The 11034-nt window shown below is 45.6% G+C and carries 9 protein-coding genes and 1 riboswitch; of the genes, 7 read left to right on the forward strand and 2 right to left on the reverse strand.

What is annotated here, in order from left to right; genetic code table 11:
- Window positions 1-16 precede the first annotated feature (16 nt).
- Window positions 17-820, reverse strand: a complete 804-nt coding sequence (locus K0625_RS07400) for a phytochelatin synthase family protein (RefSeq protein WP_220109107.1) — start codon at window positions 818-820, stop codon at window positions 17-19.
- A gap of 220 nt (window positions 821-1040) precedes the next feature.
- Between K0625_RS07400 and K0625_RS07405 the strand changes: the two genes are divergently transcribed.
- From K0625_RS07405 to K0625_RS07430, 6 genes are all read left to right on the forward strand, one after another.
- Window positions 1041-1178: a hypothetical protein gene (locus K0625_RS07405; protein ID WP_220109108.1), complete on the forward strand. Its 138-nt coding sequence runs from the start codon at window positions 1041-1043 to the stop codon at window positions 1176-1178.
- Window positions 1179-1327: 149 nt separating this feature from the next.
- Window positions 1328-1474, forward strand: a complete 147-nt coding sequence (locus K0625_RS24555; protein WP_232846975.1) for a putative hemolysin — start codon at window positions 1328-1330, stop codon at window positions 1472-1474.
- A gap of 4 nt (window positions 1475-1478) precedes the next feature.
- Window positions 1479-2795, forward strand: coding sequence for a phosphatase PAP2 family protein (locus tag K0625_RS07415; RefSeq protein ID WP_220109110.1), 1317 nt, complete (start codon window positions 1479-1481; stop codon window positions 2793-2795).
- A gap of 187 nt (window positions 2796-2982) precedes the next feature.
- Window positions 2983-4200: a M24 family metallopeptidase gene (locus K0625_RS07420; protein WP_220109111.1), complete on the forward strand. Its 1218-nt coding sequence runs from the start codon at window positions 2983-2985 to the stop codon at window positions 4198-4200.
- A 268-nt stretch (window positions 4201-4468) separates the two neighbouring features.
- Window positions 4469-4588, forward strand: a riboswitch (cyclic di-GMP riboswitch).
- Between the two features lie 149 nt (window positions 4589-4737).
- Window positions 4738-7329: a glycosyl hydrolase family 18 protein gene (locus K0625_RS07425; RefSeq protein ID WP_220109112.1), complete on the forward strand. Its 2592-nt coding sequence runs from the start codon at window positions 4738-4740 to the stop codon at window positions 7327-7329.
- A gap of 143 nt (window positions 7330-7472) precedes the next feature.
- Window positions 7473-9170 (forward strand): chitinase, encoded by a 1698-nt coding sequence (locus tag K0625_RS07430; RefSeq protein WP_220109113.1) that lies wholly within the window; start codon window positions 7473-7475, stop codon window positions 9168-9170.
- 75 nt (window positions 9171-9245) lie between these two features.
- Here the strand turns inward: K0625_RS07430 and bamJ are convergent, their stop codons facing one another.
- The gene (gene bamJ, locus K0625_RS07435) at window positions 9246-9716 is read right to left on the reverse strand and encodes a BamJ family beta-barrel-assembly machinery protein (protein ID WP_220109114.1); all 471 of its coding nucleotides are present in this window, start codon (window positions 9714-9716) and stop codon (window positions 9246-9248) included.
- Window positions 9717-9971: 255 nt separating this feature from the next.
- Here bamJ and K0625_RS07440 point away from each other — a divergent pair, with 255 nt between their 5' ends.
- Complete coding sequence (locus K0625_RS07440; RefSeq protein WP_220109115.1) at window positions 9972-11024, forward strand: outer membrane beta-barrel protein; 1053 nt, start codon at window positions 9972-9974, stop codon at window positions 11022-11024.
- Window positions 11025-11034: the final 10 nt, after the last annotated feature.

Below are 11034 nucleotides of genomic sequence, written 5' to 3' on the forward strand. Positions count from 1 at the left end.
CGCCATATATCAGTTGCTATGACTGTGATATCTCCACAAATCCACGGGGCTTATCAATATCCAGCGTTGCCATCGCGTTAATTAAGCGTTTGCTGGAGACCCAAACCCAAGTTTGATAAGTATTCGATACATCCATGATAAGAAAAGAGTCAGAGCCTCTATCAAAAGCTGCTAACGGTGAGAAGTGACCGCTACCTGCTTGATTTAATGCGCTTCTCGAGTAGTTAATAATGACGTAACTTTCATCTCTCTTGAGTGCTTGTTTTAACGCCTGCTTCACCGATAACAGATAGTTAGCATCATCTAACTTTTCTGGCTGCACGTAGGTTGGTTTGGCTGTGAATGCCAGCCGCTTTGCTAGGCTCGTTATCTCAGATAGCTGCATGCCGTAATCACTCTCTCCCCCTTTGACTTTTGGCTCCCCTAAGATCTGCGCCCGGGTTTTATCGCTCCCCTCGAGAATCGACTCTTGGGTATATCGATGAAATAGCGGACTAACTCCTTTTGGAAAGTAACGGCTCTCATCTGGACCTAATCGACTGCTGTCTAGAGGGATACTGGTTCCATTTGGTGAGACGCGTAACGCGTTAGCCACGATGACCATAGAGGTCACGCCGCAAAAGGTTTTGTTTGATTGTCCCTCAAATTGAGGAGCTAGCTTAAAGAGATCTTGTTTGAGGCTTGCACTGCTCAGGCGCTTGCTCCCCTCTGTGGATGACCAGTCCAAGAGTTCACAGGCAAAAGCTGGTGGCTGGCATAACTGAAAGAGAAGGTAAATGAGGATGGAACCTGCCATCAAGAGGCGTTTATTCTGTGGCATTTTGACTCTCCGAATGAAGCTTAAAGGGAACTCGATTTTCTCGATTTCTTCCCGAAATATGCGCTAGGCACCAGATCGGGTTAGGAGGTGATTTTTATTTACTCCTCTTCACTAAACATCACAAGTTATCTTAATAAGGGTTAGTAATACGTGATATTGCATACTTCGCAGCTATTAGAGTTAGCTAGTTTCTACAAAGAATAAAAGGTGTGAAGTCAAGATGTTCGTGATTAGTAAAGGGTCGCTGCTACTTCCCTTAGCTTGTATGTCGAGCTCAGTTAGAGCCCATTCTGAGCTGAGCAGTATCGAAGCTACCTCTGTATTAGGTAATCGTACCGTCATTGGCAGTAATAGCTGACAGCATCGCTCTTGGTATGGTTAATCATTAAAGCAATAGTTAAAGGAAACATAATGTTATCTGTGTTTAAAGCAACAAATTTTCGCCTGTATTTAGCTTCATTGTTGCTTATTGGTGGATGTAGTGGGGTGAAGTCTGAGAGGAGTAGTATGGAAAATCCTGCATCAAGCTACTGCCTTGCATTAGGAGGGGAGTTGACTATTGAAACAGGACTCGATGGGCAAATTGGGATCTGCCATCTTCCAAGTGGTGAGAGTGTTGAAGAGTGGTCATTGTACAGGCGTGATCATAGGTAGCAATATGAAGTTAAAAGTAACTCAACATTGCGTCGCAGCAGTGTTAATTGGAGTGTTTAGCCACTCATCAATGGCCCAAAGCGTTTTGCTGGAAAGTCAAAGTGGTACCATTTCTGATGTCGGAGATTGGATGCAGTTGTTACTACCAGCAGCTGGATTTGCAGGAAGTCTTTGGATTGACGATACTGAAGGGGCTTGGCAGTTGGCAAAAGGCGCGACAACAACGGCAGTAGCAACGCATTCGTTGAAGTTTGCTTTTGGTAGATTAAGGCCTGATGGCACCTCCTATAACTCTTTTCCTTCGGGTCATACCTCTGCTGCATTTTCTGGGGCGGCTTATATCCATCATAGATATGGTAATACCTGGGGGATCCCAGCCTATGGGTTAGCCTCTTTTGTTGGTGCAAGTCGTGTATGGGCTAATCGTCACTACTTAGATGATGTGATGGCAGGAGGTTCGATTGCTGTTTTGAGTAGCTTGTATTGGACCAACTCTTACCATCATTCAGATCTTATGGTTGTACCGACTTTAGGCCGTGATAGTGTTGGGATAGCATTAACTTATACGCCATTGGTTGGAGGAATGAAAAAAGCTTATGTCCCAGAGCAAGCTAGTGGTTGGGGGAGAAGTCAGCCCTCTTTAAACCATAGTTATGAACTGTTTATTGGTGGTGCAAGTATCAACCACAATCGCGTTCAGGAGAGGGGAGGTACGCCTTTTGATCTTGCTAACTTTAATGAAGACAGCGAGTCAAAAACCTACTCGTCAGCAAGAGTTGTTTGGGGGCTTGACGATACTCAATATATGAGTTTCGGTTTTACGCCCTATGAGTCCAGAGATGTCACGAATTTAAACCGAGATATGCGCTTTGGTGGCAAATCATATCAGTTGGGTGATGAGGTCATATCTGCCTATCGTTTGTATGGTTTAAATGCTGATTATCTGTTTAAACTCCTACCTCGCAGTGATTGGAAGTTAGATCTTGGTGTTGGTGTAAACTTTAGTCACCTCTCAATTCAAATGGATAATACCACGGGTAAGAATCTAAGTGAGCAAAGTGATTGGTTTGTTAGTCCTGCTGCGACCATTGAACTTGGTTATCGTTTCAATGATACCTTGTCGGCAAATTTGGGGTATCGAATATCGGCATCAAGTCAGTACAAGACTCAAGAGAGCTGGGTGAGTTTGGATTATCAATTTGATCAGAGGTGGACGACATCTATCACACTCGGCCAATATGAGCAGAGTATCTCGACCCATGATTTCAATAACGAGCTTAGATTAGATTACGCTGGGCTAAGTGTGAAATATGCTTTTTAGCTGTGCTTTTCTCCTGTAAGTTCGCGAGCGCCACATCATAACCGCAAACTATTCGCTGACACTTTGTATATTTTATGCTAGAAAGAGTTCTATCTCATAACTGGACAGTTAATCGGTTTTGACTAACTTGTCGGTCAAGCATGGAAACCACAGGGTTTCCTAGTATAAAAATAGAAAGGGTAAGCAGATGACCTTAGGTGTAGGCGGTTCAACCGCAGAGCAAGAGTTAGCAAAATTAACCGACATGACAGAGGGCACAGGACCCATTAGCCATGATGAGTATCGCCGCCGTATTGAGAAGGCGCAGGCCTTGATGACAGCCGAGGGAATCGAGGCTATCTATGTTAATGCTGGGACTAATCTGTACTACTTTACTGGTACTCGCTGGTACGCGAGTGAGCGTATGGTGGGAGCAATAATTCCGGCAAAGGGCGAACTTGAGTATATCGCTCCAGCTTTTGAAGTGGATACCCTCGAGGGCTTTATGGTTGTCAAAGGTAAAGTGAACACTTGGCATGAAGATGAGAGCCCCTATTCACTGTTTGGTGATGCGCTAATACAGATGGGCGTCAACAGTGGCAAGATTGGTATCGATGAATCGGCGGCTTTCTTTATCTTTGATGGCGTTCGTCAAGCCCATAATCAGTTTGAATATGTGAACGCAAAACCTGTGACTGCTGGCTGTAGAATGATCAAGTCTGAGGTTGAACTTAGCTTATTACAGCGCGCTAAAGATATGACTTTAGAGGTGCATAAATCTGTTGCCCGTATTTTACATGAAGGGATCAGTGCCGGTGAGGTGGAGGCCTTTATTCATGAGGCTCACAAACGAGTTGGCGCTCCCGCAGGTTCCTATTTTTGTATCGTTTTATTTGGCGAAGACAGTGCATATCCACACGGAGTTAAGTCACCTAAAGTGCTTGAGCTCAATGATACTGTGCTTATCGATACAGGATGCCAGCTACAGGGCTATAACTCAGATATTACCCGTACCTTTGTTTTTGGCACGCCAAGCGCTCGTCAGCGTGAGTTATGGCAACATGAGCAGGATGCGCAGTTAGCTGCATTTGATGCCGCAAAAATTGGTGCGACCTGTGCCAGTGTCGACAGAGCGGCTCGTGATGTACTTGAAGCGGCAGGTTTTGGCCCTGGTTATGATGTGCCAGGTCTTCCACACCGTACTGGTCATGGTATCGGCTTAGATATTCATGAATGGCCCTATTTAGTACTTAACGATCAAACACCTCTGGCTGCAGGCATGTGTTTCAGTAATGAGCCTATGCTATGTGTTCCAGGAGAGTTCGGTGTTCGTCATGAAGATCATTTCTATATGACAGAGACTGGTCCTGTTTGGTTTACTCAGCCTGCTCACTCCATTGATGACCCATTTGGTTATGAAGCATAGACATTAGTTTTCTTTTACAAAGTAAACAAGAGCATCCAAATTTATAGATCATATTTGGGTGCTTTTTTGTTTCATATCTTAAAAAAGTTAGCGCCTTCTCTCTACTAAAAATCTACTTAATTAGTAATAAAAAACCATAGCGGGAAAATTAAATCGATTTAAAATCAATGTGTTGAATTGTTTTTAATTATTGTGTTGCATATTTAATCAAGTTTAGCCTATTCTAAACAATAGATGACAGCGTTGTCATCCAAAGCAATAACTTGTAAATGTACAAAGGCAAACCAATCGAAAGGTTGGGACGCAAAGCTTCCGGTCTAAGGGGATAGTTTTGAGAGGGTCGCATTCTCAAAGCCATTTTGGTACCTATGATAGCGGGGATGTTACAGGAAGTTTCTTCATGAAGAGCCTGATGATAAAAAGAACCGAAAAGGTCTATGTCTCAGATCTCCATGGTATTAAGAATAGGTTTCTCCTGTTCATGCTTTGTTTGCCTTATTGAATACTTATAAAAATATAAAGCAATAAGGATACCCTATGTTTAACACTAAACTCTCATCGGCTGCGCTTGTCGTAGCGAGTGTATTTGCCTCGTCGGCATATGCAGCAGTACCCGGTAAACCAACGATCGGCTGGGGCGAAACTAACTTTTCGATCATTGAGGTCAATCAAGCAGCTACCGCTTACAATCAACTTGTTACCGTTAAAGATGCCGCAGAAGTATCGGTTAGCTGGAACTTGTGGTCAGGGGAGCTGGGCGATACGGCTAAGGTATTATTTGATGGGGTAGAGGTCTGGTCGGGCAGCTCTACTGCATCAGGTTCTGCCGCATTCAATATCAGTCAAGGTGGTCGCTACCAGATGCAGATTGAGCTCTGTAATGCACAGGGTTGTACTCTCAGTGATGCTAAAGAGATCATTGTTGCCGATACCGATGGGAGTCATCTTTTACCCCTTGAGACTCAACTTGGGGAGAACAATAAACCTTATGTAAACAAGTCTGGCAAAGTGGTCGGTAGCTACTTTGTTGAGTGGGGCGTATATGGCCGTAAATTCCCTGTAGACAAGATGCCAGCGCAAAACCTAACGCATATTTTGTATGGCTTCACCCCTATCTGTGGCGGTGACGGCATCAATGACAGTTTGAAAGAGATTGAGGGAAGTTTCCAAGCGTTACAACGAGCCTGTAGTGGCCGTGAAGATTTTAAAGTGGCGATTCACGACCCATGGGCAGCAGTTCAGATGCCACAAGCGGGTGTTAATGAATATGCAGACCCATACAAGGGTAATTTTGGCCAGTTGATGGCGTTAAAACAAGCGCAACCGGATCTTAAAATCTTACCCTCTGTAGGCGGCTGGACCTTGTCAGATCCTTTCTATTTCCTGGGGGATAAAGTTAAACGTGATCGTTTTGTCGCTTCGGTGAAAGAGTTTTTACAGACCTGGAAGTTCTTCGATGGTGTCGATATTGATTGGGAATTTCCCGGTGGTAATGGTGCAAACCCAAATTTAGGCGACCCTGTCAATGACGGTGAAACCTATGTGCTCTTGATGAAAGAGTTAAGAGCCATGCTTGATGAGTTGAGCGCCGAAACGGGCAGAACCTATGAGCTTACCTCTGCGATCAGCGCTGGCGCAGAAAAGATCGCTATGGTCGATTATCAGGCCGCTCAGCAATATATGGATAATATCTTCCTGATGAGCTACGACTTCTACGGTGGCTGGTCCAATACCGATCTGAACCATCAGACTGCTCTGTACGCGGCTAGCTGGAAACCAGATACTAAGAATACCACTCATATCGGTGTTAATGCGCTGCTTGCTCAAGGTGTGACTCCTGAGAAAATTGTCGTTGGCGCGGCTATGTATGGTCGCGGCTGGACAGGCGTGAATGGTTACCAAGATGGCAACCCATTTACTGGCACTGCGACGGGTAAAGTGAAAGGGACTTGGGAAGATGGGGTGGTTGATTATCGTCAGATAGTCAACGAATACATGTCTGGTGAGTGGCAGTATGAGTATGATGAGGTCGCTGAAGCACCTTACGTATTTAAGGCCTCGACTGGCGATCTGATCACTTTTGATGATGCTCGCTCTGTCAAAGCCAAGGGGCAATATGTTACAGCCAATCAGTTAGGTGGGTTGTTCTCATGGGAGATCGATGCCGATAATGGCGATATCCTCAATGCCATGCATGAAGGTTTAGGTCATGGTGAGGGGACCACTCCACCTGCTAATAAGGCGCCGATTGCTAATGCGGGTAGCGCGCAGAGTGTAACTGGTCCAAGTGATGTCGTCTTAGATGGCTCTCTGTCACGAGACCCTGAAGCTAAGGCGTTGACCTATGCTTGGTCGCAAACCTCAGGCCCTGCAGTGAGCTTAGTTAATGCCGATATGGCCCAAGCTAGCATTAGCCTTAATGCGACAGATGTCGATGTTGTCTATGGGTTCTCGCTAACGGTAACAGACCCTGAAGGTTTATCGGCTACAGCGTCAACGAACGTTACCAATATGGCGCCGCAAGCTAACCGTGCCCCAGAGGTGTCACTCGATGCCAATGTTGCTGTTGATTCTGCTAAACAGGTAAGCATAGTTGCAACTGCCAGTGACGCTGATGGTGATGCGCTCACCTATAGCTGGACTGTACCTGCTGGCTTAACGGCTACAGGGCAATCTTCTGATACATTAGTTGTGACTGCGCCAGCAGTGACTGAAGATACCACTTATACATTAAGTGTACTGGTATCCGATGGTTCCCTTGACGCGTCAGCTCAAACGGTATTAACCGTCAAAGCGCCAACCAGTGGCGGCTGTGAAACAAGCGATCCTGATGCGGTTAACCATCCAGCTTGGGATAGCACACTTGTTTATAATGGTGGTGATACCGTGAGTCATAACTGTTTAGTCTGGAAGGCTAAATACTGGACTCAAGGTAATGAGCCGACAGTGACAGCTGATCAGTGGACACTTCAAAGTAGTGTTGAGATGGGCTGGAATGCGGGAGTCGCCTATAACGGCGGCGAACAGACAACCCATAATGGACATACTTGGCAAGCCAAGTGGTGGACAAAAGGTGAAGAGCCTGGTGTTGCCTCAGTGTGGGATGATTTAGGGGCGACAGCCAACTAAGTTATTACTCCCGTTAGGTAGGGGGAGCACTTCCCCCTATTTTCCTTACTAGATACCTAAGCACTTTTCTTTCATGGCTGAGTTGTGTTAATTCGCATCTTGTTAACAGCTTTCGTTGGCCGAGTGCTTTTAAGTGAGTCACCATGAAACATTGCCTACCCTTAGCTATCTTAGCCACTTTGAGCCCTATAACGCTTTTTGCCGCTGAGCCTGTGCATTTTACTCAGGCAGAAATTGACGCCAAAGAGTCTGCTTTGACCGACTTTCCCTTGATGAGAGCGGTGAAGTCATCCATCGCTACCAGAGATAATGCTATTGTCGACGCCATTATCCCCTTGAGTCCTAACAATCCTGATAATGTCAAACGCCTCGAGTCTGTGTTGAGTGAGACACAGTTTGAGTTTATTTTTCCTGTTCGCGCTGCTGAATATACCTATCAAGGTTTGTTGCAAGCCGCGGCTAAGTTTCCCGCTTTATGTGGTTCATATACAGATAATCGTGATGCCGATGCTATCTGTCGTAAATCCCTAGCCACCATGTTTGCCCATTTTGCACAGGAAACCGGTGCCCATGATAAGTGGATGACTGAGCCACAATGGCGACAGGGCCTTTACTGGGTACGTGAAGTGGGTTGGGATGAAACCAAGCGTGGCGGTTACAATATGGAGTGTAATCCTGACACTTGGCAGGGGCAGGTTTGGCCTTGCGGCACCTTTGCAGATGGTAGTTATAAAAGCTACTTTGGACGCGGCGCTAAACAGCTCTCGTACAACTATAATTACGGACCTTTCTCCGATGCTATGTTCGGTGATGTCAGTACCTTACTCAATAATCCTGAGATGGTGGCTGACACTTGGTTGAATCTGGCCAGTGCGGTGTTTTTCTTTACCTATCCCCAGCCACCTAAACCCTCGATGCTGCATGTTATCGACGGAACATGGCAGCCCAATGCTAAAGATACACAAAATGGACTCTCAGCAGGGTTTGGCGCAACCACCCATATTATTAACGGCGGCATAGAGTGTGGCGCAGGCAGTGAGAAGCCGCAATCGCTGAATCGGATAGAGTATTATCAAGCTCATGCGCAATATCTTGGCGTTCCAGTCGAAGCGAGCGAGGTATTAGGCTGCAAGGATATGAAGCCTTTTGATAATCAAGGGGCAGGCGCCATGTTGATCTATTGGGAGCAAGATTGGTCATACATTGCCGGAAACCCCAATGGGGGCAAGAGTTATGCCTGTAAGTTGGTGGGATATCAGACTCGCTATAGTGCCTTTAAGCCCGGTGATTATAAGGGCTGTTTGATGCACTTTTTCCCTGAGGTTGTCATCGATGATTCTGGCACGCCAACGGACCCCACCGATCCGGTCAATCAAGTGCCAACAGCTAATATTCAGGGAGTGAGTGAAGCTGAAAGTGGGGCGGTTATCACTCTGTCAGCGGCCCAGTCTAGCGATCCTGAAGGTGGACAGCTTAGTTACCGCTGGAGCTTACCTGTTGGTGCAAGTGCCCCCTCTGTTGAGCAAGCATCATTGCAGTTAATGCTTCCAAGCCCTAACAGCACAGAAACCATATCCATCTCTCTTGAGGTGACTGACGATGCTGGTTTAAGCGCGTCGACTAACCATAATGTACTGGTTATAGTCAGTGACAGTACGCCCCCTGATGGGGCTGTGCCATATCAAGCTGGTTATGCTTATGTGGCGGGAGAGCGAGTTTCTAATGCTGGTGGAGTTTATGAGTGTAAGCCGTTCCCCTATACAGCTTGGTGCGCGGGCGCTGCATGGGCATATGAACCCGGTGTAGGTGCTGCATGGCAAGATGCTTGGATAGCGAGATAATCTAAGTCTTTATTGCTAAAGCTAAAATGCGCCCTTGAGGCGCATTTTTACATCTTGGATAGCGTGGTGTTACGATTAATCGATACTGATCAGTTCAACATCAAAAATCAGCACTGAACCACCGACTATTTTACCTGTACTGCGATTCCCATAGGCTAAGGTACTTGGGATAAAGAAGCGGACCTTCTCACCTGTTACCATTAACTGTACGCCTTCGGTCCAACCTTTGATGACGCGGTTGAGCGGGAATGCGATAGGCTCGCCTCGCTCCACTGAACTGTCAAATACGGTTCCGTCAATTAATGTGCCGTGGTAGTGAACAGTCACTGTGTCGCTGGCTTTAGGATGAACGGTTCCATCCCCTTTCGCTAACACCTTGTATTGAAGTCCAGAAAGGGTTTCGATCACCCCTTCGTTGTCTTTGTTTTCAGCTAAGAAGCTAGCACCAATTTTGATATTTTCCTGAGCAGCTTTTTGGTTGTTCATCGAAGTGAAGAAGTAAAAGATAACGCAGGCGATAACGACAACAGCTAACAGCATTTTCATAATTTATATTCGTTTAAGGGAAATTCGTCAGCCATGATATCGAATCAGTTAACAAGGGTAAATATAAGCTGAAGTGACAAATTGATACATATCGAGTTATCTCTTTAGTTTGCAGCCCTTAAGGCTGGGTTGTTGACCAGATCTATCATAGAATTTTATAGGTTTGGTTGGTGAAAATATCACTAAAGTTGTAGGATGGCCGCAATTTACAGCTTCAAATGCCAACTACCTTAAAGTGGTTTCAAGGAAGACGTTATGCTACAAGTCCGTGCCGCCTCCAAACTCTCTTTTATCTCAATCTTATTACTTTTGGTTTCAAGTTTAGTGTCGGCGCAGCAAAGCGACGAAATTAACATTAAGGAGCTCAATTCAAACTTCTTTTACCTAGGAGCTAAAGCGGGTTGGATGCATTATCAAAATGCTTGCGAGGAGTGGAACATTGGTTGTGATGGCGATGATAAAGCCTATGGTCTTTTTGCCGGCTATCAATTTTCTGAACACTTTGCGTTAGAAACGGCTTACCTAGACTTAGGTGAAGCGTCGGCTATTTACTCTGAGAGTGGCCTAAACAACCGTTACATAGGTAGCATGAAAGGGGTCGAAATATCTTTACTAGGTCGGCTACCACTTAGTGAGGATTTTGATCTATTTGCTAAGGCGGGCACATTCAGGTGGGATGGTGAGAATAAGGGGCCAGTGAGCACTAAGAGTGACTCTGATTGGTCTCCTATGGCGGGTGTTGGTTTAGAGTACAATTTGACCCCCTCATGGACAGCACGTGTAGAGTATCAATATATAGATAAGCTAGGCAGTGAGTTTATCGGTGGGAGTAATGGGCACCTTACATCTATTGGTTTAACGTATCGCTTTGGTCAGAGTGGGGCGAGCAAACCAGTTGTTCAGGAAAAAGTGACGCTTCCTGCGAAGATAGAACCTGTGATAGCACCAGTGCAACTGCTTCCAGAAATATCGATTAAACTCCTGTTTGAGTTCGACAGTAGCAAATTAAACGATCCTGACGCTCTCCTTCCTGTTATTGCACGGTTAAAGACAGACCCTAATTCGATTGCTCTAATAAAAGGGTTTACAGATTCAAAGGGGGCGAGTGCATACAATCAATCTTTGTCTGAACGTCGAGTTCAAAGTGTTGTTGATTACTTAAGTGCAAATGGGGTTAAGGCTGAGCAGCTTGAGTTACATGCGTATGGTGAATCCTTCCCTGAAGTGGATAACAACACTGAGGGGCATAGGCATACCAACAGAAGGGTAAGCATCTATATCTCCTCCTCGACAATCGAAACTGAGTAAGGGAAGCAAG

Source organism: Shewanella nanhaiensis, from assembly GCF_019457885.1.
In the GTDB taxonomy this organism is placed as follows: domain Bacteria; phylum Pseudomonadota; class Gammaproteobacteria; order Enterobacterales; family Shewanellaceae; genus Shewanella; species Shewanella nanhaiensis.